The 20,849-nt window shown below is 57.9% G+C and carries 16 protein-coding genes and 3 pseudogenes; 1 reads left to right on the forward strand and 18 read right to left on the reverse strand.

The genetic code is table 11. The features are described from left to right. Positions 1-18 precede the first annotated feature (18 nt). Positions 19-1,842 carry a DUF1631 family protein gene (locus KXD86_RS02450; RefSeq protein WP_218634502.1) on the reverse strand — a complete coding sequence of 608 codons (1,824 nt, stop codon included), beginning with the start codon at positions 1,840-1,842 and terminating at the stop codon, positions 19-21. A 172-nt stretch (positions 1,843-2,014) separates the two neighbouring features. Between KXD86_RS02450 and KXD86_RS02455 the strand changes: the two genes are divergently transcribed. After that, the gene (locus tag KXD86_RS02455) at positions 2,015-3,091 is read left to right on the forward strand and encodes a 3-deoxy-7-phosphoheptulonate synthase (protein WP_218634503.1); all 1,077 of its coding nucleotides are present in this window, start codon (positions 2,015-2,017) and stop codon (positions 3,089-3,091) included. 49 nt (positions 3,092-3,140) lie between these two features. Here KXD86_RS02455 and cobA read toward each other — a convergent pair whose 3' ends face one another. From cobA to truA, 17 genes and pseudogenes are all read right to left on the reverse strand, one after another. Beyond that, complete coding sequence (gene cobA / locus KXD86_RS02460; RefSeq protein ID WP_218634504.1) at positions 3,141-4,007, reverse strand: uroporphyrinogen-III C-methyltransferase; 867 nt, start codon at positions 4,005-4,007, stop codon at positions 3,141-3,143. Then, entirely contained in the window at positions 4,004-5,278 is a 1,275-nt protein-coding gene (gene serS, locus KXD86_RS02465) for a serine--tRNA ligase (RefSeq protein WP_218634505.1), read from the reverse strand. Before serS ends, cobA begins: the two co-directional genes overlap by 4 nt. An 88-nt stretch (positions 5,279-5,366) precedes the next feature. After that, the gene (locus KXD86_RS02470) at positions 5,367-6,704 is read right to left on the reverse strand and encodes a replication-associated recombination protein A (protein ID WP_218634506.1); all 1,338 of its coding nucleotides are present in this window, start codon (positions 6,702-6,704) and stop codon (positions 5,367-5,369) included. After that, positions 6,704-7,363 carry an outer membrane lipoprotein periplasmic chaperone LolA gene (gene lolA / locus KXD86_RS02475; RefSeq protein ID WP_228739299.1) on the reverse strand — a complete coding sequence of 220 codons (660 nt, stop codon included), beginning with the start codon at positions 7,361-7,363 and terminating at the stop codon, positions 6,704-6,706. The genes KXD86_RS02470 and lolA overlap by 1 nt, the downstream gene beginning before the upstream one ends. A gap of 12 nt (positions 7,364-7,375) precedes the next feature. Then, a pseudogene (locus KXD86_RS19050) lies at positions 7,376-9,004 on the reverse strand (DNA translocase FtsK); the annotation flags it as partial. 414 nt (positions 9,005-9,418) lie between these two features. After that, positions 9,419-9,952: pseudogene (locus tag KXD86_RS19055) on the reverse strand (DNA translocase FtsK 4TM domain-containing protein); the annotation flags it as partial. 6 nt (positions 9,953-9,958) lie between these two features. Beyond that, the gene (locus KXD86_RS02485) at positions 9,959-11,200 is read right to left on the reverse strand and encodes an O-succinylhomoserine sulfhydrylase (protein ID WP_218634508.1); all 1,242 of its coding nucleotides are present in this window, start codon (positions 11,198-11,200) and stop codon (positions 9,959-9,961) included. A 30-nt stretch (positions 11,201-11,230) separates the two neighbouring features. Beyond that, positions 11,231-12,757 carry an amidophosphoribosyltransferase gene (gene purF, locus KXD86_RS02490; RefSeq protein WP_218634509.1) on the reverse strand — a complete coding sequence of 509 codons (1,527 nt, stop codon included), beginning with the start codon at positions 12,755-12,757 and terminating at the stop codon, positions 11,231-11,233. Positions 12,758-12,791: 34 nt separating this feature from the next. Beyond that, positions 12,792-13,361 carry a CvpA family protein gene (locus KXD86_RS02495; RefSeq protein ID WP_218634510.1) on the reverse strand — a complete coding sequence of 190 codons (570 nt, stop codon included), beginning with the start codon at positions 13,359-13,361 and terminating at the stop codon, positions 12,792-12,794. A 93-nt stretch (positions 13,362-13,454) separates the two neighbouring features. Next, a complete protein-coding gene (locus tag KXD86_RS02500; RefSeq protein WP_218634511.1) occupies positions 13,455-14,132 on the reverse strand; it encodes an SPOR domain-containing protein in 678 nt (225 codons plus the stop codon). Positions 14,133-14,271: 139 nt separating this feature from the next. Beyond that, a complete protein-coding gene (locus tag KXD86_RS19060) occupies positions 14,272-14,997 on the reverse strand; it encodes an acetyl-CoA carboxylase carboxyltransferase subunit beta (protein ID WP_228739427.1) in 726 nt (241 codons plus the stop codon). 6 nt (positions 14,998-15,003) lie between these two features. Beyond that, a pseudogene (gene folC, locus KXD86_RS19065) lies at positions 15,004-16,299 on the reverse strand (bifunctional tetrahydrofolate synthase/dihydrofolate synthase); the annotation flags it as partial. After that, the gene (gene accD / locus KXD86_RS02510; RefSeq protein WP_218634513.1) at positions 16,283-17,209 is read right to left on the reverse strand and encodes an acetyl-CoA carboxylase, carboxyltransferase subunit beta; all 927 of its coding nucleotides are present in this window, start codon (positions 17,207-17,209) and stop codon (positions 16,283-16,285) included. The pseudogene folC and the gene accD, both read right to left, overlap by 17 nt. A 43-nt stretch (positions 17,210-17,252) precedes the next feature. Beyond that, the gene (trpA, locus tag KXD86_RS02515) at positions 17,253-18,065 is read right to left on the reverse strand and encodes a tryptophan synthase subunit alpha (RefSeq protein WP_218634514.1); all 813 of its coding nucleotides are present in this window, start codon (positions 18,063-18,065) and stop codon (positions 17,253-17,255) included. Between the two features lie 19 nt (positions 18,066-18,084). After that, entirely contained in the window at positions 18,085-19,293 is a 1,209-nt protein-coding gene (gene trpB / locus KXD86_RS02520) for a tryptophan synthase subunit beta (protein ID WP_260523764.1), read from the reverse strand. Continuing rightward, the gene (locus KXD86_RS02525) at positions 19,286-19,915 is read right to left on the reverse strand and encodes a phosphoribosylanthranilate isomerase (RefSeq protein WP_218634516.1); all 630 of its coding nucleotides are present in this window, start codon (positions 19,913-19,915) and stop codon (positions 19,286-19,288) included. Before KXD86_RS02525 ends, trpB begins: the two co-directional genes overlap by 8 nt. Next, positions 19,912-20,820: a tRNA pseudouridine(38-40) synthase TruA gene (gene truA, locus KXD86_RS02530; RefSeq protein ID WP_218634517.1), complete on the reverse strand. Its 909-nt coding sequence runs from the start codon at positions 20,818-20,820 to the stop codon at positions 19,912-19,914. The genes KXD86_RS02525 and truA overlap by 4 nt, the downstream gene beginning before the upstream one ends. Positions 20,821-20,849: the final 29 nt, after the last annotated feature.

Below are 20,849 nucleotides of genomic sequence, written 5' to 3' on the forward strand. Positions count from 1 at the left end.
CCTGCGCTGCTTTCGGCCTCAATTTCGGCCCACCCGGATTCGGCCAACAACCCGGCTGAGGGCATCGTCAAACTCGGCAGAGCTGTCCAATACCCGTATCTGGCCGGCCACGATTCCCTCCACCAAACCATCCTCCTGAAATTCTCGGCGGTTAAGCCCCAAACGGTCAACAAAGACGAGTTTCCGCGACGCGTTGATCCGGACCGCCAGCTTGAGTCGCAACGGGTCGTCCTCAGCCGAGGATGGCGCGATGGCAATCCAGCCGCCGAGCTTCAGCTCGCTGACCTGCTTTTTTGCCAGAAGCTGTTGCTCCCGGGCGCGTTGCTCAAGTTCCACCCGCTCGTCTTCTTGCCGTTGGGCTTCCTCCCTTTGTCGCTCCCGCGTCAACTCAGCTTCACGGGTTGCTTCATCCTGCTTTCGCCGTGCCTCCTCCTGATCGCGTTTGTGGCGAAGTGCCTCAGCCTGATCACGAGCTTCCTTGGCCGCCTGCTCCCGCTGCCTGCGTTGTTTATAGCAAACCTCCGCAAGCACCGTTATCGTCTCATTCAATACCTTGCCAAAGGGATTCAGCATCGGTAACGGGCGTACCTCGCCACGTTCCCGCGCCTGCTGGAATTCTACCCAAGGCTGCAAACCCAGCTTCACCCCGGCGCCGTTCGTCCAAAGAACCTCTGCGGTGTCCTCCAGTAGCGCAAAGAAGTAGCGGCGCTGTTCGCTTCTGCCTTCGCCTTCGACGAACCATTGCCCTTCCAGCTCGCTGACTTCGCCGTGGCTTGCTGCCGAAAACTCCAGCCATGAGCTGTCCCAGCTGAACCTGTCCGGCGGTGGCAAAGCGTCAGCCAATTCCGGCGCCTCTCCGCGCAGCCGTGATACGAGGACGCTCTCAATCCCGGACAATTCGCCAGCCGCCAGGGGGTGATCAAACGTGCGGTTCCAGACATCTAGGATGCGATCACCAATCTGCTCGCCCACGTGATAGAGCCGGTTGCGGTCCTGATCAGATAAGGATGGGTCGCCGATCCAGACCAGCCATTCGAGGAGCTTTGATCCGTGGCGGAACGTCTCTCCCTCGACACCGGATTCCCAGATCGCGTGTTTGAGGAGCCTGCGCCATTGGTCCAGGGCGAAGCGACTGATTGGCGTAGGCAAACGGCGGCCGTGCAGTGCCCGGCCAATCAGGGCACGGGCGGTCTGATCGGCACGACGTTGACGGGCCGCGCCCTGCTCCGTTTCCAGCAATCTCTGGTGGAGTTTGCCGATCTGCCCATTACGCCTGTCGGCGTCCTCTTTCCACTGCCGGCAAAAGTCTTCAACCTCGGATGCCCGACCAGACTCGAAACTGCTGGATACCGCAATAACCAGTGCGTCCAGTTGATCGAGCAGAACTTTTGCAGAGCGACCACCCGAATCACTCCAGCCTCGCCATTCCTGAAGACTGTCTAGCCACTCGATAAAAGTTTCGCTGAACGCCTTGGCGCCCTCGAGGCTCATCCGCCAGGCAAGAAAGAACCGCAGGCGAGCGACCCGACGAGCCAACTCCGGATGCAACCCGCTGGTCTTCAGAAAAACATCCATTATCCGGTCGGCGACATACGCGGCATTGATCTGCATCGCCGACCAGTTCAGGTGAACGGAACGGACCACGTGAGTAACACGCTCATCCCGCTGCTCGGCCCAACAGGACAGAAGCAGGGGGCGCCAGTCACTGACGGAATCAGGGTCGAGCTTTCCAGGCGGGTAAGGCAGATCCGGAACACGGATTCCTGTGAGGACATCGGCAATCTTCGTCGAAACCGTCCTGCGGACCGGAACATCTCGTGCTTTTTGCCTGTTTTGTGACATCCAGTCCCCGTGCTGAAGAAGCGTTGAAAAGGCCTACCAAATGACGCAGTATAACCACCTCGCCGGGGTTAATCGCAACCGGACACCGGCGCATTCGCGTTAATCTGCAACTCCGTTGGCATTTGTTCGTCCAACTGGGAAGCAACGATCAGAATCGGGGATACAGAACAACATGTCGGGCAAAAAACTAGAGAACCTGAATGTGGCCAGCCAGGAACCACTGATTACGCCTGAAGCGCTGAAAAAGGAGATGCCACTCTCTGACAAAGCCGCTGAAACCGTAGCCAATGGACGCCAGGCCATCTATGACATCATGGACGGCAAGGATCACCGCCTGTTCGTGGTGGTTGGCCCCTGCTCCATCCACGATGTTGAAGCAGCCCGCGATTATGCCCAACGCCTGAAAAAGCTTGCTGACGAAGTCAGCGATACGCTTCTGATCGTCATGCGCGTGTACTTTGAGAAGCCCCGGACCACCGTCGGTTGGAAAGGCCTGATCAACGACCCGAAACTGAACGACACCTTCGATATCGAGCAGGGCCTGCATATCGGCCGCCGCCTGCTTCTGGATATCAACGAACTCGGTCTGCCGGCAGCCACCGAAGCACTCGACCCGATTTCGCCACAGTATCTGCAGGACACCATCGCGTGGTCGGCCATCGGTGCCCGTACCACGGAGTCCCAGACCCACCGTGAAATGAGCAGCGGTCTGTCCATGGCCATCGGCTTCAAGAACGGCACTGACGGCAGCCTTGACGTCGCGGTTAACGCCATGAAGTCCGTGTCGCACCCGCACAGTTTCCTTGGCATTGACCAGCAGGGCAAAGTTGCCATCATCCGGACCAAGGGCAACAATTACGGCCACGCCGTGCTCCGCGGTGGCGGTGGTAAGCCCAATTACGACTCCGTCAGTGTCGCCCTCTGCGAACAGGCCCTGGAAAAGGCAAAACTCCGGAAGTCCATCATGGTTGACTGCAGCCATGCAAACTCGAACAAGGATCCTGGCCTCCAGCCTCTCGTTATGCAGGATGTGGCGCACCAGATCCTGGAAGGCAACACCTCCATCCAAAGCCTGATGGTAGAGAGCAACATCAATTGGGGTAATCAGTCCATTCCTGAGAACCTGGCCGACCTGAAATACGGCGTGTCTGTCACCGACGCCTGCATTGATTGGCCAACCACCGAAAAGGCCATTCGGGAAATGCGTGAAAAACTGAAGGATGTCCTGCCCCAGCGCAAAATCGGCTGAGCGCGACAGCAATGAAAAAAGGGAGCCTCGGGCTCCCTTTTTTGTGGTCTCAGTCTCCCGCGCGGCTCCTTTCGGGCAAACCGCCCACCCAATCCAGCCGTTCGCGCAACGCGACCACATGGCCGATGATGACGAGCGTGGGCGGCTGGACGGGCTGCGCCTGAACCCGCTCCACGATATCGTCCAGGGTACCGGTGATTACCATCTGATCAGGCGTCGTTCCCTTGGAGACCAGTGCCACGGGCATATCCTGAGACATTCCATGGCTTACCAGTTGCCGACAGATGACAGGCAGTCCAACCAACCCCATATAGAACACCAGGGTCTGGTTGTTCTGAACGAAGTCTTTCCACGGCAGGTCGCAGGTGTCGTTCTTCAGGTGACCCGTCACAAAACGTACTGACTGGGCATAATCCCGGTGAGTGAGCGGAATGCCGGAATACGCCGCGCATCCGGATGCTGCGGTAATACCCGGCACCACCTGGAACCGGACGCCTGCGGCAGCCAGTGTCTCGATTTCTTCACCACCCCGACCGAAGATAAACGGATCACCGCCCTTGAGCCGCACTACCTTGCGCCCTTCGCGGGCCAGATCCACCAGGCGCTGATTGATTTGATCCTGGGGTAATACGTGATTGGAACGTTGTTTACCCACGTGGATTTTTTCGGCGGTCTCGGGAATCAGTGCCATGATCTCAGGCGACACGAGTCGATCGTAGAGCACGACCTCGGCCGACGTTATCAGGCGCCAGGCCTTCAAGGTGAGCAGTTCCGGATCGCCGGGCCCGGCCCCGACCAGCGCCACCTCCCCGGCGGAGCTGTTCGGGTTGTCTGTAACGGGATTAGTCCGGTACCGAACTGGTGCAGGGGTTGCACCAACGCCCTTCCCTGGTGCATTCGTCAACTGATCGGTCATTGGATTCGGTCGATGCCTCCCATATAAGGCTTGAGTACATCCGGAACCAGAATGCTGCCGTCAGCCTGCTGATAATTCTCCATCACGGCAATCAGGGCGCGGCCCACCGCCAAGCCTGAACCATTGAGGGTGTGGACGGGCTCCGGCTTTCCGGTTTCCGGGTTACGCCAACGGGCATGCATGCGCCGTGCCTGAAAATCACGGGTATTGGAGCAGGATGAGATCTCCCGATATTTCTGCTGGCCCGGCAGCCAGACTTCGAGATCGTAGGTTTTAGCGGCCGAGAACCCCATGTCACCGCCGCAAAGGGTAACCACACGGTAAGGCAGATCCAGCAACTGCAGTACCTTTTCCGCATGCCCGGTCAGCGCATCCAGCGCTGCATCCGAATCGTCGGGTCGAACCACATGCACCAGCTCCACTTTATCGAACTGGTGCTGGCGAATCATGCCGCGGGTATCACGGCCGTAGGACCCTGCCTCGCTGCGGAAACACGGGGTGTGACAGACCAGTCGAAGCGGCAACTCCTTGGCGTCCAGGATCGAATCCGAGACCAGGTTGGTGGCCGGAACCTCGGCGGTTGGAATCAGGTAAAGAGGATTCTCCCCCTCCATCTTGAAGAGGTCTTCCTCAAACTTGGGCAATTGACCTGTACCGTAGAGGGTTTCCGCATTCACCAGGTACGGCACATAGGCTTCTGTATAACCGTGCTCGCCCGTATGCAGGTTCAACATGAATTGCGCCAATGCCCGGTGCAGACGGGCCACCGGTCCCCGCATCACCGCAAACCGGGAATGAGCCAGCCGGCTGGCCGTCTCGAAATCCAGCCCTTTGAGCCCCTCTCCCAGGGCAACATGGTCCTTCGGCTCGAAGTCTAGTGTCTTCGGGGTTCCCCACGTCCGGATCTCGACGTTGTCATCCTCGCTTTCGCCCTGGGGCACGTCCTCGTCCGGGAGATTGGGAATACCTGCCAGGAACTCGGAAAGCTCGTCCTGAAGCGTTCGCAGCTCATCTTCGGCAGCAGACTTCTGTGCCTTCAGGCTCTCGACTTTGTCCAGCAAGGGCTGAATGTCCTCACCCGCCGCCTTGGCCTTGCCAATCGACTTTGACTGCTTGTTCTGCTCGCTCTGTAGCGTCTCCGTGCGAACCTGCAGGGCGCGACGGCGTTCTTCGAGCTGCTCGAAGGTGGCGGTATCAAACGTAAAGTTCTTGATGGCCAGCCGACGGGCGATCTCTTCAGTCTGGGTGCGGACACGTTTTGGATCGAGCATGGTTATCCTGACTATTCCGGTTAGCGATGTGTGATAAATGACTGGCCATTATACCTGCACTGAGGCTGGTGGCTACCGTAGGGCCCGCTCAGGAGTAGCGTTTTCGGGAGCTCTGGGCATTGCGCTGGTCGAGTCGATCGCGCTTCTCGGCCAGTTTGATTTCGAGACCGCGATTCACCGGCTGATAGTAACGGCGCTGATGAATGGGCTCGGGCAGGTAGCATTCGCCGTCGGCGAACGCATCGGGTTCATCGTGAGCGTAGCGATAGGATTCGCCATGCCCCATGGTCTTGAGAAGTTTGGTGGGAGCGTTACGCAAATGCACAGGCACGTCGTAATCCGGGTCTTTGCGAATGTCTGCCATACACTGGTTGAACGCGTTGTAGACCGCATTGCTCTTTGGGCACATCGCCAGGTAGGTAACCGCTTGTGCAAGCGCCAGTTCCCCTTCCGGTGACCCCAGACGTTCCTGGGCGTCCCAGGCATCCATTGAAAGTTGCAGCGCCCGCGGATCGGCATTTCCGATGTCCTCGCTGGCAATCCGAACCAACCGGCGAGCAACGTACAGTGGATCGCACCCACCGTCCAGCATCCGGCAAAGCCAGTACAGCGATCCGTCCGGATCGGAACCCCGAACGGATTTGTGGAGGGCAGAAATCTGGTCGTAGAAAACGTCCCCGCCTTTGTCGAAGCGACGCAAACTGGTCTGCATGACCTGTTCAAGCTGCTCGTGGGTTACGTGGTCCCGGCCTTCGGCGTCTGGTTCGGCCAGGTCTGCTGCCACTTCGAGGATGTTGAGTGCCCGCCGGGCATCCCCGCCAGCCGCCGCTGCCATCAGCGCCAGTACGTCGGTGGGAACCGACAGACGGCCCGCGAAGCCCTCACCCGAAACCAGTGCCCGCTCCAGTAACCGCAGGACATCCTCGTCGTCGAGGTTTTTCAGGACATAAACCCGGGTCCGGGAAAGCAGCGCGCTGTTCAGTTCGAACGAAGGGTTCTCGGTGGTGGCCCCCACAAAAATGAACGTGCCATCTTCAATATGGGGGAGGAAGGCATCCTGCTGGCTTTTGTTAAAGCGATGCACTTCATCCACGAACAGGAGCGTGTCACGCCCCTCGGATTGCTTACGGTTCCGGGCCCGATCCACGACAGCCCGAATCTCTTTCACACCGCTGAGAACTGCTGAGATCGTTTCAAAGCTAAGATCACTGAGGGAGGCCAGGAGACGGGCGAACGTGGTCTTGCCCACCCCCGGGGGGCCCCAGAGAATCATGGAATGCAGCTGGCCCTGCTCCACGGCTCGGCGCAGGGGCTTTCCGGGCCCCACCAGATGCGTTTGGCCCACATAGTCATCCAGGCTGGCGGGCCGCATGCGCGCCGCCAGTGGCCGAAAACCTGGCTGTTCCTCGAACAGACTATCCTGCATCAGGCTCCGTCCCGGATGATGTCCACGCCCTCCGGATATTCGAGGGTGAAGGCGCTGTTGTCGACGTTCTCATTCAGCCTGATGTTGTCGAAGCTGAGCACGCTGAGCTGGGACAACGAGTCGCGCATCCGCATCTCCTGAAGCTCTCCCTTGAAAAAGGTGAGACGCAGGGAAACAAACAGGGAATCCGGGTTACGGGGTTCGAGTGTGTATTCCCGGGTGTTGTCACCGATGGCCTTCCGGGACACGTTGTAGGTTTCCTCAAGGTTATCGACCTCACCGCTGAGTAATAGCGCCGGCGTGGTCTGAACCCGCTCATCCAGATTGTGAATGGTCACCTGTTCCAGATCGGGATCGTAGACCTCAACGGTCTCGCCATTACTGACAATGAACTGGGAGAGTGGCGCGCTGGTTTCCCAATAGAACAGCCCCGGGCGTTTTGCTTTCAGGGCACCGCGCGTTTCCTGGACGCGGTTGCCATTTTCATTAACGACGATCTGTATGAAGTCAGCCTGGTAGGATTCGTAACTCTTGAGCACGGAGGCAAGCTGGACCGCCGCATCACGGGATTCCGGCGAGTCGTCAGCCGCTTTCGCCGCCAACGCAAACAAGGTAACGATTGCGAGGGCGAGCATCTTCAGAAACGGATGGAATTGCATTGGATACGGCTCCTAATCTCTGGGGGGTGGCGGTGCCAGAACTTCCCGGGCGCCATTGTGCCCGGCGGCACTGACGACGCCCGATGCTTCCATGGCGTCGACAAGGTTTGCCGCCCGGTTGTAGCCAATCTTGAATTTGCGTTGAACGGAGGAGATCGACACCCTCCGGCCTTCGGTCACAAAGGCAACCGCCTCGTCAAAGAGCGCATCGCCCTCACTGTCACCCCCACCCTCGGACAGGGTCGGAACGCCGGGCAGGCTTTCACCTTCCGCACCATTGAGAACGTCATCCACATACACAGGTTCACCGCGCGCTTTCCAGGCGCTTACGACGCGGTGGACTTCATCATCATCGACGAAGGCACCGTGAACCCGGACCGGCAGACCGGAGCCCGGCGGCAGATAAAGCATGTCACCATGCCCCAGAAGCTGCTCGGCCCCACCCTGATCGAGAACAGTGCGAGAATCGATCTTGGAGGACACCTGGAATGAAATACGGGTGGGAATGTTTGCCTTGATCAGGCCGGTAATGACATCTACCGACGGCCTCTGGGTGGCCAGGACCAGGTGAATACCCGCGGCCCTCGCTTTCTGGGCGATACGGGCAATGAGTTCTTCGACCTTCTTGCCGACAATCATCATCATGTCAGCGAATTCATCGATCACGACGACGATGAACGGCAATGTGTCCAGCTCGGGGCGCTCCTGCTCTTCGTTGGCCAGGTACTCGTCCGGCTTCCACAGAGGATCCAACAACGGCTCCCCTGCCGCAATCGCGTCCTTAACCTTGCGGTTGTACCCGGCGATGTTCCGGACACCAAGATTCGCCATCAGGCGGTAACGACGTTCCATTTCTGCCACGCACCAGCGAAGCGCATTGGCCGCTTCCTTCATGTCAGTTACCACGGGCGCCAGCAGGTGAGGAATGCCGTCGTAGATGCTCAGTTCCAGCATCTTGGGGTCAACCATGATGAAACGGACTTCGTCGGGTGTCGCCTTCAGCAGCATGCTCAACAGCATTGCGTTGACACCGACGGATTTACCGGACCCCGTGGTACCTGCGACCAGCAGGTGGGGCATCTTGGCGAGATTGGCCACCATCGGATTGCCGCCGATGTCGTTGCCCAGGGCGAGCGTCAACGGCGAGGCGGAATCCTCGAACACGCGAGCGCCGAGCACTTCGCTCAACCGGACCATTTCCCGTTCTTCATTAGGTATTTCGATCCCGACAACGGATTTGCCCGGGATGACTTCAACCACACGCACGCTCAGAACCGCCAACGAACGGGCCAGATCCTTCGCGAGGTTCGAGATCTTGCTCACCTTCACCCCGGGCGCCGGCTTAATCTCAAACCGGGTAATGACCGGGCCGGGATTGACCTCAACGACTTCCACAGAAACGCCGAAATCCGCCAGCTTTTCCTCAAGCATCCGGGACATGTGCTCCAGGGATTCCTCGGAATAGCCTTTTTCCTTGTGCTCCTCAGGCGGATCCAACAGGGAAATGGGCGGAATCGGGTTTTCCAGGTCTTCCAGCAAGGAAGGCTGTTTCTCCTTGCTGTTTTTGCTGGAGGGCGGTTGCTCGTCTTTCTTGAACGGTGAAATTTTCAAGGACCTGCCGGCGGACTTGGCCGCGGCGTCTCCGGGAGCAGACTTGCTCGGGGCCGGTTGAGACGTCGGGCTGTCCTCAGTGGAGCTGAAACTCTCCAAACGTTCAGGTTCCGGATCCACCGCTGTCGTGAGACCTTCCAGACCCGGTTCCTTCCGCTCAGACGGCGCCTTGGACGGCTTCTTGGGTCTGGACGGACCGAACCCGGGAATACGATGCCACCAACGCGGCCCGCCCTTCTGCTTTTCCACAGGTGCCGCCTTCGGGGCAGCGACACGGTCTTTGACCACCGGAGGCTCCGGTTTGGGCGATGGAGCGGTTTTCTTCTTGTCCGGATTGGGGCTGAACAGAGCCTTCAGCATCAGTCCCGCCCGGAGCGTCAGTCCGCCAATCTGATCCATCAACGAGAACCAGGACAGACCTGTGGTGACGGTGATCGCAAACAGGAAAATGGCAATCAGCAACAGGGTGGTGGCCGGCAGATTAAAGAACCGGACCATGGCTTCCGACACGGCCGTTCCAAGCACCCCGCCGGAGGACACCCCAAGGCCAAACACCGAATAAAGGGAAAGCAGGCTGGTGGCGGACAGCAGAATCAGCAAAAAGCCACCGAAACGCATCATAAATAATGGCCAGTGCAGATCCATGGAATCGTTTCGACGACGGATCAACATGAACGCATAGCCCGCAATCATCAACGGGAACAGGTAAGCCACCTGACCGAAGAAGTCCATGAACAGGCTTGCCAGCCACGCGCCCGTGCGCCCTGCGTAATTCTGGACACTGGTATCATGGCCGATGCTCGCCCAGCCGGGATCGGATGGACTGAAGGTGACCAGCGCCATCGAAAAATAGATGCACAGCGCAATCAGCGCGATTACGGCGCCTTCACGGGCACCCTGTGCCACCAAACGGCGAAAGCGCAGCTGCTTCTCTGTCAGTTCCTGTGGTGCTTTCTTCGCTTTTGCGGACTCGGCCATGAATACTCAAACGTTTCCATTGCTTGGGTTCTGAAGTGCCTGAAAGCCACGTGCAAGATCGGTTTTCAGGTCCTCGACTGCTTCGATGCCCACCGAAATCCGGACCAGATTCTCGGTGATACCCGCTGCGACCTTGTCTTCTGGAGACAGGCGGCCGTGGGTCGTGGTAGCCGGATGGGTGATCGTGGTCTTCACGTCCCCCAGATTGGCGGTGATTGAAATCATCCGGGTGGCGTCAATAAACGACCAGGCTTCCGCACGCCCGCCCTTCAGACGGAACGACAGAACACCGCCGAATCCTGATTGCTGCTTTTTAGCAAGCTCGTGCTGTGGATGACTCTGCAACCCGGCATAAAACACTTCTTCAACGGCCGGCTGCTCTTCCAGCCACACTGCCAACTCTAACGCATTGTCACAGTGAGCACGCATACGGATTGGTAAGGTTTCCAGCCCCTTATGGAAAACCCAGGCATTGAAGGGACTCATGGTCGGTCCGGCAGACCGCAGAAAACCATACACTTCATCCATCAATTTTGACGGCCCGACCACAACCCCGCCGACACAGCGGCCCTGGCCGTCGAGGTATTTGGTCGCCGAATGGATGATGATATCAGCACCGTGCTCCAGAGGGCGCTGCAATACCGGCGTACAGAAGCAGTTGTCCACGACGAACAAGGCATCGTTGTCATGAGCCAGATCGGCCAGGCGAGACAGGTCTGCAACTTCGCACAGTGGATTCGACGGCGTTTCGATGAAGAGCATCCGGGTTTCCGGACGAACCGCCGCCGCCCACTCGTCCATATCCGTAAGGCTGACGAAAGACGTCTCAACCCCGAATTTCGCCATGTACTTCTGGAACAGGACGTTGGTTGTTCCAAACACCCCCCGGGAACACACCACATGATCGCCGCTTTTCAGCAAAGCCATGCAGGTACTCAGGATGGCAGCCATTCCCGAAGCCGTCGCCACTGCACGCTCGCCACCTTCCATGGCCGCGATACGACCCTCGAAGGCCTGAACCGTGGGATTGGTAAACCGGGAATAGATATTACCGGGTTCATCACCGCCAAAACGGGCGGCGGCCTGAGCGGCACTGCCGTAAACAAAGCTCGATGTGGGGAAAATCGGATCGCTGTGTTCCAGTTCACCCGTGCGAACCTGCCCTGCCCTCACCGCCAGGGTATCCACTGACATACCCTCCAGATCCGATTCCGGGATCCAGACATTCTGTTCGCGGCGGAAAGTCATGAGCTACTCCTGGTATCGCGCATTACGCGTTTAGTCTTCGTCATTGTACAAATCAATGATGGCGTTATCACCGTGATCTCCGCCCTGCTGCTTCGAACGCTTGTCGTCGTTGCGGGCTTCCTCCAGGCGATTCAGGTAGGCCTGATCAACGTCGCCCGTGACGTAGTTTCCGGTGAAGACCGAGCACTCCCAACCCTCAATGTCCTCGTTAACGTCATTCACGCAAGTGATCAGATCTTCCAGATCCTGATACAGCAACCAGTCTGCGCCAATCAGTTCCCGGATTTGTTCAACCGTCCGGTCGTGGGCGATCAGTTCGCTGGCTGATGGCATATCGATTCCATACACGTTCGGGTAACGCACAGGAGGCGCAGCCGACGCGAAATACACGTTTCGTGCACCTGCATCCCGGGCCATCTGAACGATCTCCTTACAGGTCGTTCCCCGCACGATGGAATCATCAACCAGCATGACGTTCTTGTCGCGGAACTCCAGATCGATGGGGTTCAGCTTCTGGCGAACGGACTTTTTCCGCATTTTTTGGCCGGGCATGATAAAAGTGCGGCCAATGTAGCGATTCTTGATAAAGCCTTCGCGGAATTTAACCCCCAGGCGATGAGCCATCTGCATGGCAGACGTTCGACTGGTATCGGGAATCGGCATGACCACGTCAATGTCATGGTTCGGGCGTTCGCGAAGCACCTTGTCCGCCAGGGTTTCGCCCATTCTCAGGCGCGCCTTGTAGACCGACACCTTGTCGATGATTGAATCCGGACGCGCAAAGTAGACATGTTCGAAAATACACGGATACAGGTGGTGCTCTTCCGCACATTGCTCCGTGTACAGGGTTCCGTCTGTTTCAATATAAACGGCCTCGCCCGGCGCAATATCCCGGACAAGGGTGAAGCCTGCGGCGCTCAGTGCGACGCTCTCTGAAGCGATCATGTATTCCTTGCGACCATCCTCCGACTCACGAACACCGTAACAGGCCGGTCGAATTCCGTTCGGGTCGCGGAAACCGACAATGCCGTAGCCGGTAATCATGGCGATAACGGCATAGGCGCCCCGACAGCGCTTGTGAACCGCCCTCACCGCCGCGAAGATTTCGTCCTTGGTGGGATCAAGCTTGCCAAGCTTCTGAAGCTCGTGGGCAAACACGTTCAACAGGACTTCCGAATCGGAGTTGGTATTAATATGACGGAGGTCGGTGCGGAAAAGATCCTGGCTGAGATCGTCCGCATTGGTCAGATTGCCGTTATGAGCCAGGGTGATGCCGTACGGGCTGTTTACATAGAACGGCTGCGCTTCAGCGGAACTTGAGCTTCCGGCAGTCGGATAGCGAACATGACCGATGCCAACGTTACCAACCAGCCTGCGCATGTGGCGGGTATGGAACACGTCCCGAACCAATCCGTTATCCTTGCGGAGGAAAAACCGCTCGTCCTGAAAGGTAACAATGCCCGCCGCATCCTGGCCCCGGTGCTGAAGAACAGTCAATGCATCATAAAGAGACTGATTGACGTTGGAAGTGCTGACGATGCCGACAATGCCACACATGGATAGGGTTTTCTCCGAGTGTTAGATTCGAATGTTAGCTGGAGGTAGCCGTGGGTTCCACGGCTTCCTGCTGTTGACTGTTGCCTGGGTCACTCTGGCCATCCGAAGCCGGCCCAAGAAAACGGGCGAATTCGTCACCCAATGTCCGTCGGGACCAGTCCTCCACGACGGCTAGCCTGCCTATCATCAACGATTCCCGCCACCAGGTGTCCTGCGCAAGTGGCGTGTATCGAGTGAAGGCGATCGCGACGATCACCACGACGACGCCCCGTAATAGCCCAAAGCCCATGCCAAGAACCCGGTCGGTGGCGGACAGGCCGGTAGCCCGTATCAGGTGACCAATCATGTTGTTGATGATAGCGCCCACGATGAGCGTGCCAAAGAAGAGTATTGCAAACGCTGCAATCAAACGGACCAGCGGGGTTTCGACTGTGCTCTCCAGGAGCATTTGCATTTGCGGATGAAAGGTTCTGGCGAGTATGAACGCGCCCACCCAGGTCACCAGTGACAAGGCCTCCCTAACGAAGCCCCGCTTAAGACTAATGAGCGTGGAAACTGTAATCAGGGCAATGATGACCCAGTCAATCCAGATCAGCGCTTCCATGAAGAACCCGATGGAAAAAAGGAAGCGCGAATTCTATCAGGAAACCGGCCGCCACCAAACTGCCACGACCCCATAAACGATAAGAAAAGACGCTTATTTGTCGCCCGTTGTCACCAGGCTATTGAGACTGAAGGCTTCATCAAGGCTGCGTTTGGCGGCCTCAGCGTCGGCTTTGGTGGCGAAGGGACCACTGAAGACACGGGTCAACGTGGCATCGCCGCGCTCAACTTTTTGCAAGTGCGAGCCGAATCCCTTGTCCCGGACTTTATCTCTCAGGCGGCGAGCGTTGTCGGCGTTGCCAAAGCTGCCCAGTTGCACGACCCACGCGCCTTCCAGCGAACGGGTATATTCGGCCGGCTCGGCTTCGCTCTCGCTTTCTGCAGTCTTGGCAGGTTCTGCTGAGGCCGGATTGTCGGCCACCTCTGGGGAGGACTCGTCCGGAGATACGGCCGCCTCTGGCTGAGTTGTCTCAGGAGCGCCCTCGAAGGGCTCATTGTTATCTTCAACAATTCGGTAGTCCGGCTCGTTCGTCCCGGATGGAACCGGCTCGGGATTCTGGGACTCCACGGTCGACGACCCCTCCTCATAGGAAGGCGGCATCGCACTGTCAGCTTCCGGTGACGTCACTTCAGGGAAAGGCGGTTCCTCGGGAATCTTGATGCTGGTGGAGGTTCGCTCGGAATGCGGCTCATCGAACAACATCGGAACAAAGATAACCGCAAGGGAGACCAGTACAAGCGCCCCGATTATTCTTTGCTTCAATCCATCCACGATTCCCGGCTCCCGTTAACTGGTGAAGGTCCACATTTGGCGTTAGCAGCAGATACTAACTGGCATCCCGAAATAACTCAAAGCACCGGCCCGTGCCATGGACAAAGTTTAAGACGCCCAAGCGAGCCGGAATCTGGCTTCAATCGTCCAATTCGCCCTTCGGATTTCCCGGACAATCCTGCCCAGAAAACTTGGCGAGTATATGCGCGATGCGTTCGCGCAACTGCCGGCGATCAAGGACCATATCAACGGCCCCCCGCTCTAACAGGAACTGGCTGCCCTGAAACCCATCCGGCAGACCCTCGATCTCTACCTGTTCGATGAGTTCAGGAAAACTTGCGCCACTTCTGGCATCCGGTTCGGCGATATTCAGGTCGCCCAGCATGGCCAGACTGGCAGACACTTCGCCATAAACCAGATCCGTTATCACGGAAATGTAGGGAATGCCCTGCTGCCTCATTCGTTCGAGTACCGCCGCGGTTTTCGCCATCTGGATCAACGCCAGGAAACCTTCCTGTACCCGCGCCCCTCCGCTGGCTGAAAAGCACACCAGCGGGATGTGGCGATCCAGAGCAACGTTCGCCGCCTGGACGAATTTTTCTCCAACCACTTCGCCCATGGAGCCATCCATGAAACTGTACTCGAAGGCACAGGCGACCAGTGGAACACCGAGGGCTGTGCCCTCCATGACAACGAGGGCATCGGATTCGCCCGTAGACTGCCGGAACTGGGCAAGTTGGTCCTGATAGCGCTCGCTGCCCTGGAACTGGAGTACGTCCGATGCCTCTACCCCAATACCAACTTCCCTACGGCCTTCCGGGTCCAGAAAGCTCTCAAGACGTTGACGGGCACTGATAGGTGTCAGCCGTCTACGTGCTTCTGCTACCGTGAAAAAAGATCCGAACACTATAATCAGATCGTTCTTTCGGGCGCAGTTACGGACGGCTGTGATTGCATCGTCAACGGTATCGGCCCGATGGCATTCCCGCAGTCCGGCCGCTTCGGCCCTGCTGACCAGTGCGTCGGAGGAAAGGCCCCGCGGTACGTCGAGCCCCGCCAGCCACCACCGATCCACAACAGGCTTCATGGCCTCAATGACACCTTCCACGTCTTTGTCACCCAGCGCCGCGTAGATCGCCAAGACCCGGCGATTGCCGGTTTTCAGGGCCGATAAACGGCCTGCAAGCCAGCCAGCAGCATGAGGATTGTGGCCTACATCGACGTAAACCTCCGGGTGCTCTGCCATTCGCTCGAAACGCCCGGGTACACGAAGGTGAGCCAGCGCACGTTCAATAACAGAGACATCCATGCCGGGTTCGAGTGCGCGCAGGGCCACCACAGCTGCCGCCACACTGGGAATAGGTAGCGGCCCGTTGGGCAGGGTAACTTTCCAGCCCTGATAATCCAGCACCAGACTCTCAGAGTGCCTGTCCTCAGAGTCATCACCGGCAGGATGCACCTGATAATCTCGTCCGGCGAGCGCGAGATCCACTTTCTGAGCGGCCACCTGCTGAAGGACCGAACGGGGTGGATCGGAATCCGCGTAAATGGCAGGAATGTTCGGCCGTAACACGCCAGCCTTCTCAAATCCGATCACTTCGCGGTTGTCACCGAGAAAAGCAACGTGGTCAATGTCGACCGAGGTGATGATCGCAAGATCTGCGTCCAGTGCATTCACGGCATCCAGTCGACCGCCCAACCCCACCTCTAACAACCAGTCGTCAACACCCGCCTCGGCAAATGCAACGAAGGCAGCCAGGGTGCCGAATTCGAAATAGGTTAACGAGATGTTTCGACGGGCAGCCTCCACACGCTCAAACGCGGAGACCAGTGCCGCGTCCTCAATATCCTTCCCTTCCAACCGGACACGTTCGTTATAAGACTGGAGATGTGGTGAGGTATACGCCCCGGTTCTTCGACCTGCAGCGCGGAGCAGTGCCTCGAGAGAGGCAACCGCACTTCCCTTTCCATTGGTGCCCGCTATTGTGATTATCCTCGCACTGGGCTTGCGCGGAAAAAGCCGGCGCAGAACCAGAAGCACGCGATCAAGACCAAGATCGATTTCGGTTGGATGGAGGGCTTCCAGATAGGCAAGCCACCGGTCGACGGTGGCGCCAGTCCCCGGAGGGATGGGGGACTGGCCAGACTTGTTACTCGATGGGGGCATCGGTTTCCGGTTTTTCCGTAACTTCGAATTCGATCGGCTCCTCGGTTCCGGGCCGCTCCTGGCCCGTAAACTTCGCCAGAACGTGGGCAATACGCTCGCGCATCTGGTGGCGGTGGAGGATCATGTCAATGGCGCCGTGCTCGAGCAGGAACTCACTACGCTGAAATCCTTCGGGCAGCTTTTCGCGAACCGTCTGCTCGATAACCCGTGGGCCAGCAAATCCAATCAGGGCATTGGGTTCAGCAATGTTGAGGTCGCCAAGCATCGCCAGACTGGCCGACACACCACCGAACACCGGATCCGTCATCACGGAAATGTAGGGAATGCCCTCAAGCTTCATACGCTCGAGTACGGCGGCCGTTTTGGACATCTGCATCAGCGATAGAATCGCCTCTTGCATCCTGGCACCGCCGCTGGCAGAGAAGCAGACCAGCGGAATGCGGTGCTCGAGGGCGACATTGGCGGCCTGGACAAATTTCTCGCCCACAACCTGCCCCATAGAACCCCCGAGGAAATTAAACTCAAATGAGCAGGCAACAAGGGGGACACCCAGCGTCGTGCCTTTCATCGCCACCAGCGCGTCTTTCTCGCCGGTAGTTTTTTGAGCGTGGGACAATCGATCCTTGTAGCGCTTGCTGTCCTTGAACTTCAACCGGTCCCAAGGCTCCAGCTCTGCAGCAATTTCTTCCCGACCATCGGAATCGAGGAATACGTCAAGACGGCGTCTGGCGCTCACTCGAAGATGGTGGTTACACTTTGGACAAACATCGAGATTCTTCTCAAGTTCCGGCTTGTAGAGAAAGGCGCCACACTTGGGGCATTTTTTCCACAAGCCCTCGGGAACACCAGTTCTCTGCTTGGATTCCGAGCGAATCTTGCTCGGCATGATCTTGTCCAGCCAGTTACTCATGATTTCATCCTGTCCTGTGATGCCTGTCGGCCCGGCCCCCTATTCAGGAGCCCAGGCTATCCAGCGCTTCGCGCATCGGGTGGAGCAGATCCTTCAGTGCCTGCTTCAGCTCGTCGGTATCTGCCTGATTTCTGGCTATTGTATCGACCAGAACGCTGCCAACAATTACACCATCGGATACCTGACCCACCGCTGCAGCTGTTTTTGCGTCACGAATACCGAAACCCACACCTACTGGAAGAGCTGTGAGCTCATGAATGTGGGCCACCTTGGTAGCCACTTCCTCCACGTTGATCTTGGCGGCCCCGGTGACTCCCTTGAATGAAACATAGTACACATAGCCGGAGGAGTGCTCGCTGATTGCACGAATCCGGTCGTCGGTTGTGGTTGGCGCCAGCAGAAAGATGGCGTCCAGTTTGCGCTCAGTGAACAGAGGCGCGACATCATCCGCCTCTTCCGGGGGCAGATCGACGGTCAGTATTCCATCAACGCCCGCATCGACAGCGGCATCGGCAAAGGCTTCGTACCCCATTGCCTCCATCGGGTTGAGGTAGCCCATCAACACCACCGGGGTTTCGCTGTCTTTGGTCCTGAATGCCTTGACCATAGCCAACACCTGGCGCAAGGACGTGCCGTGCTTGAGGGCTCGCTCACAGGCCAGCTGAATGACCGGGCCATCGGCCATGGGGTCAGAGAATGGCACGCCCAACTCGATAATGTCGGCACCTGCTTCCACCAACGTGTGCATCAGATCCACAGTCACATCGGGATGGGGGTCTCCGGCAGTAATGTAGGGAATCAGTGCCTTGCGACCTTGTCCTTTGAGGGTTTTCAGGACCCCTTCAATTCGGCTCATGCCTGCTCCTGTTGATTCTTCAGATCTCGATGCCTTCTAACTTGGCAACCGTGTTTATGTCTTTATCACCCCGGCCGGATACGTTGATCACGACGGTTTGATCCTTGTCCATGGTTGCAGCGAGCTTGATGGCGTAAGCCACGGCGTGAGCTGTCTCCAGGGCGGGCATTATGCCTTCGACGCGAGTCAGCTTGCGGAAACCTTCCATGGCTTCATCATCGGTCACGGATACATAATTCGCCCGGCCAATGTCCTTCAACCAACTGTGCTCAGGACCCACCCCAGGATAATCCAGACCAGCGCTGACCGAATGGGTGCCGGCAATCTGACCGTTCTCATCTTCCATAAGATAGGTGCGATTGCCGTGGAGTACCCCCGGTCGACCGGCACACAGGGGCGCGGCGTGTTTGCCGGTTTCAATACCGAGACCACCCGCCTCGACACCGTAGAGCTGAACGGATTCGTCAGCGAGGAATGGATAGAACATGCCAATGGCATTCGAGCCGCCACCAACGCAGGCAACCAGCGCATCGGGTAACTTGCCGGTTTTCTCCAACGCCTGACGGCGTGTCTCGCGACCAATGACAGACTGGAAATCCCTCACCAGCATGGGATAAGGGTGCGGCCCCGCAACCGTTCCGATGATGTAGAACGTTTCATCGACATAGGAGACCCAGTCACGCATGGCATCATTCATTGCGTCCTTGAGCGTTCGGGTACCACTCTCAACCGCGTGGACCTCAGCGCCGAGCAGCTTCATGCGAAAAACGTTCAGGGACTGGCGCTGGACATCTTCGGCGCCCATGAACACATGACACTCCAGACCCAGCCGGGCACAGACTGTCGCTGTCGCAACGCCATGCTGACCTGCCCCGGTTTCAGCGATAATCCGCTTCTTCCCCAAAAAACTCGCCAGCAATGCCTGACCAATGGTGTTGTTTACCTTGTGGGCACCGGTGTGACAGAGATCTTCCCGTTTCAGCCAGATTTGCGCACCGCCTGTTTCGCGGGTAAGTCGTTCGGCGAAATACAGGGGCGTGGGTCGGCCTACATAATCGGCCAGCTCTTTGTCGAACCGTGCCTGAAACTCGGGATCCCGCTTGAGCTCGTTGTATTGCTTCTCGAGCGTCATGAGCGAATCCATCAGAGTCTCGGAAACGAACCGGCCGCCAAAGGCCCCGAAGTGCCCCCTCGCATCCGGCAGTGCTTTCAGCATTTCTTCAGTCAGTTTTACAGACACGGTGAACCTCTTTAATGAAATCGGAAATTTTTTCGATGTCCTTGATGCCTTTGCTTCGTTCAACACCGCCGCTGACGTCCACAGCCCAGGGCCTCACCTGGCTCACAGCGCGAAATACGTTATCAGAAGACAAACCACCGGCCAATATAAGCGGCATCGGACGATCGGAAGGAATAAGGTCCCAATTGAACGATTGCCCGGTTCCCCCATACCGCTCGGGATCCCAGGCGTCCACCAGCAGCCCGGAAGCCTCGCTGAAGCTCTTGAAGGCGGCTTCAATCTGGCCCTGCTCCCGAACCCGAATCGCCTTGACCCAACGCCGACCGAATTGAGAGCAGAACTCAGCGCTTTCGTCTCCGTGGAACTGCAGCAGGTCTAGCGGAACCCGTTCCAGAACCTCCCGGACTTCCTCTGCTGTCGGGTTCACGAACAGTCCGACAACCGAGACAAAGGCTGGCACGTGCCGGGCCAGCTCGGCTGCCTCGGACACAACGACAGAACGAGGGCTCGGCTGGTAAAACACCAACCCCAGCGCATCAGCGCCAGCCTCTACCGCCGCTTCAATATCCTCGACACGTGTCAGGCCACAGATTTTGACTCGCGTGTTCATGGCTGCTTTACCGGCTGCTTGGGATGAATGTGAGTTGGCGAAATCGGGTGGTTATCCTCCCGACTGTACCAGGGTCTCAAGAAACCCGGGCCACATTCCGCACGAGGGATTCCGTACCGCTGCGGGTAACCGACATCCACGAGATAAAGGCCGTGAGGCGGAGCGGTTACGCCCGCAAGTGTTCTGTCTCGCTGTTCGAGTATCTCACGAATCCAGCTCACCGGCTGCTGCCCAGAGCCAACCGCCATCAACGCGCCCGCGATATTTCGAACCATATGATGAAGAAAAGCGTTTGCCTGAACGTCTATTACGACAAACTCTCCCCGACGGGTTACTGTCACCTGCTCCATGAAGCGAACGGGCGTACGGGACTGGCATCCCGCAGCACGAAACGCGGAGAAGTCGTGCTCTCCCAACAGGGCCTGTGCTGCTTCGTGCATGCGGCCCACGTCGAGAGGTCGAAACGTCCAGCTCACCTGGCCACGCTGTATTCCCGGCCGAACGGGATGATTATAGATCACGTACCGGTACCGCCGGTAGACGGCGGAAAAGCGGGCATGGAAATCGTCGGAGCCATTTCCGGCCCAATGAACGGCAATGTCGTTTGGAAGCGCCGTGTTGATCCCCATCACCCAGGAACGGAGAGCCCTCGTTGACGACGTTTCAAAGTGTGCAATCTGATAGCTGGCATGAACGCCGGCATCGGTCCGTCCAGCGCAGACCAGATCAACCGGGTGGTTTGCCACTTTCGACACAGCGTCGGTCAGTTCCTGCTCCACGGAGCGAACGCCTGACTTCTGGATTTGCCAACCATGGAAGTCACGGCCATCGTATTCAAAGGCAAGTGCGACGCGACCGTTTCCGATCTCGATGTCGGTGGTGAGCTGCTGAGGTTCGAGAAACAAACGCCTGTCCGGGATGAATGAAACTGAAA

It is taken from the genome of Marinobacter arenosus, assembly GCF_019264345.1.
In the GTDB taxonomy this organism is placed as follows: Bacteria; Pseudomonadota; Gammaproteobacteria; order Pseudomonadales; family Oleiphilaceae; genus Marinobacter; species Marinobacter arenosus.

Coding starts and splice junctions, on each gene's coding strand:
- purF (WP_218634509.1), bottom strand. CDS start 12,757: ATGTGTGGCATTGTCGGCATCGTCAGCACTTCCAACGTCAATCAGTCT.
- KXD86_RS02525 (WP_218634516.1), bottom strand. CDS start 19,915: ATGAACACGCGAGTCAAAATCTGTGGCCTGACACGTGTCGAGGATATT.
- KXD86_RS02450 (WP_218634502.1), bottom strand. CDS start 1,842: ATGTCACAAAACAGGCAAAAAGCACGAGATGTTCCGGTCCGCAGGACG.
- serS (WP_218634505.1), bottom strand. CDS start 5,278: ATGCTCGATCCAAAACGTGTCCGCACCCAGACTGAAGAGATCGCCCGT.
- cobA (WP_218634504.1), bottom strand. CDS start 4,007: ATGACCGATCAGTTGACGAATGCACCAGGGAAGGGCGTTGGTGCAACC.
- KXD86_RS02495 (WP_218634510.1), bottom strand. CDS start 13,361: ATGGAAGCGCTGATCTGGATTGACTGGGTCATCATTGCCCTGATTACA.
- KXD86_RS02485 (WP_218634508.1), bottom strand. CDS start 11,200: ATGACTTTCCGCCGCGAACAGAATGTCTGGATCCCGGAATCGGATCTG.
- lolA (WP_228739299.1), bottom strand. CDS start 7,363: ATGCAATTCCATCCGTTTCTGAAGATGCTCGCCCTCGCAATCGTTACC.
- KXD86_RS02470 (WP_218634506.1), bottom strand. CDS start 6,704: ATGCAGGATAGTCTGTTCGAGGAACAGCCAGGTTTTCGGCCACTGGCG.
- trpA (WP_218634514.1), bottom strand. CDS start 18,065: ATGAGCCGAATTGAAGGGGTCCTGAAAACCCTCAAAGGACAAGGTCGC.
- KXD86_RS02455 (WP_218634503.1), top strand. CDS start 2,015: ATGTCGGGCAAAAAACTAGAGAACCTGAATGTGGCCAGCCAGGAACCA.
- accD (WP_218634513.1), bottom strand. CDS start 17,209: ATGAGTAACTGGCTGGACAAGATCATGCCGAGCAAGATTCGCTCGGAA.